Source organism: Streptomyces glaucescens (genome assembly GCF_002154375.1).
Classification (GTDB): Bacteria; Actinomycetota; Actinomycetes; order Streptomycetales; family Streptomycetaceae; genus Streptomyces; species Streptomyces glaucescens.
This window is the reverse complement of sequence record NZ_MUND01001118.1, coordinates 1-1,501: the sequence shown is the minus strand read 5'-3', so window position 1 is coordinate 1,501 and position 1,501 is coordinate 1. Positions and strand designations below refer to the sequence as shown.

Here is a 1,501-nt window from a genome sequence, read left to right as displayed (position 1 = left end):
GTGGCTCCGCCGAAGCCCGTCGCCGGAACGTTCCGTCGACGGGCTCGGCGTATCCACGGATACCCTTGACAGGTGACCGACGCCCACGACACCGCAGCAGACAGTTCACTGCGAACCACCGGAGGCGCCCCTCCGGACGACGGCGGATCTTCTGCTACGGAGGCGCCGATCCCCTTGCTGGAGCCCCGCGAGGGCATTCCGCCCGTGATCGCGGACGAGGCGGGCCTCGCCGAGGTGATCGCCGCGTTCGCCGCCGGCACCGGCCCCGTCGCCGTCGATGCCGAGCGCGCCTCCGGGTACCGCTACGGCCAGCGCGCCTACCTGGTGCAGTTGCGCCGCCAGGGCGCCGGCACCGCGCTGATCGACCCCGTCGCCTGCCCCGACCTGTCCGGGCTCGGCGACGCGCTGTCCGGCGTGGAGTGGGTACTGCACGCCGCCACCCAGGACCTGCCCTGCCTGCGCGAGATAGGCATGGTGCCCACCCGGCTGTTCGACACCGAGCTGGCCGGGCGGCTCGCCGGGTTCCCGCGCGTCGGCCTCGGCGCCATGGTCGAGAACGTCCTGGGCTACGTCCTGGAGAAGGGCCACTCCGCCGTCGACTGGTCCACCCGCCCGCTGCCCGAGCCCTGGCTGCGCTACGCCGCCCTCGACGTCGAGCTGCTGGTCGACCTGCGGGACGCGCTGGAGAAGGAGCTGGACCGGCAGGGCAAGCTGGAGTGGGCGCGGCAGGAGTTCGACGCCATCGCGTCGGCGCCGCCGCCGGAGCCCCGCAAGGACCCCTGGCGGCGTACGTCCGGCATGCACAAGGTGCGGCGCCGGCGACAGCTCGGCGTGGTGCGCGAGCTGTGGGAGACCCGGGACCGGATCGCCCAGCGGCGCGACGTGTCACCGGGCAAGGTGCTGTCGGACGCGGCCATCGTGGAGGCCGCGCTCTCCCTTCCGGCGAACGTGCACGCCCTGTCCGCGCTGAGCGGGTTCGGGCATCGGATGGGACGGCGGCAGCTGGAGCAGTGGCAGGCGGCGGTGGACCGGGTCAGGGCGCTGCCCGAGTCGCAGCTGCCGCAACCGGGGCAGCCCGTCGCCGGGCCCCCGCCGCCGCGGGCCTGGGCGGACAAGGACCCGGCCGCGGCGGCGCGGCTGTCCGCGGCGCGCGCGAAGGTGACGGCGCTGGCAGAGGAGCTGAATCTGCCCCAGGAGAACCTGATCGCCCCGGATGCGGTGCGGCGGGTGTGCTGGGAGCCGCCTCAGCGTCTTGACGCGGAGGGCGTTGCGCAGGCGCTGGTGGGCTACGGCGCCCGGCCCTGGCAGGTGGAGCTGGTCACTCCGGCGTTGGTGGAGGCGTTGTCCGCCAAGGCGCCGTAGGGGTTCCGCCGGCGCGCGGGCGCGGGTTCGCCGTGCTTGTCCGCGCCGCTCCCCGCGCCCCTGCCGCCCAGGCGCCGTAGCGGGCTCCGTCGTCGTGCGGGTGCGGGTCGTTCGTGGTTGCTCGCGCCCACGCGGCGGA

The 1,501-nt window shown here is 75.1% G+C and carries 1 protein-coding gene; it reads left to right on the top strand.

Annotated features, from left to right (window positions below; all coding sequences use genetic code 11):
- The first annotated feature begins 72 nt into the window (after window positions 1-72).
- Window positions 73-1,362, top strand: a complete 1,290-nt coding sequence (locus CCN42_RS40960; RefSeq protein WP_086742090.1) for a ribonuclease D — start codon at window positions 73-75, stop codon at window positions 1,360-1,362.
- The last annotated feature ends 139 nt before the right edge of the window (window positions 1,363-1,501 follow it).